A 227-nucleotide genomic window follows, 5' to 3' on the forward strand; every position below is an offset into this window, starting at 1 on the left:
ATCATGGCCGTTAAATACGTGGTTCCTTATCGAACTAAAGGGAAGAACGACCTTAATGATGCAGTAGCTATCTGCGAAGCTGTTCAGCGACCATCCACTCGCTTTGTGCCCGTAAAATCACCAGAGCAACAAGCCATCCTATCGGTACATAGAATGAGAGAGCATTGGGTTCGTGAACGCACCGCGCTTATGAATCGCATGCGCGCCCTACTTTCTGAGTTCGGGTT

General features: G+C 48.9%; 1 protein-coding gene. It reads left to right on the plus strand.

Features of this window, described 5'->3' with window-relative positions:
• Window positions 1-227 (plus strand): transposase (locus AB4274_RS21970; RefSeq protein WP_372113242.1); only part of this gene is annotated, 227 nt, incomplete at both ends.

Source organism: Vibrio sp. 10N.261.55.A10 (assembly GCF_041470825.1).
Taxonomy (GTDB): Bacteria; Pseudomonadota; Gammaproteobacteria; order Enterobacterales; family Vibrionaceae; genus Vibrio; species Vibrio crassostreae_C.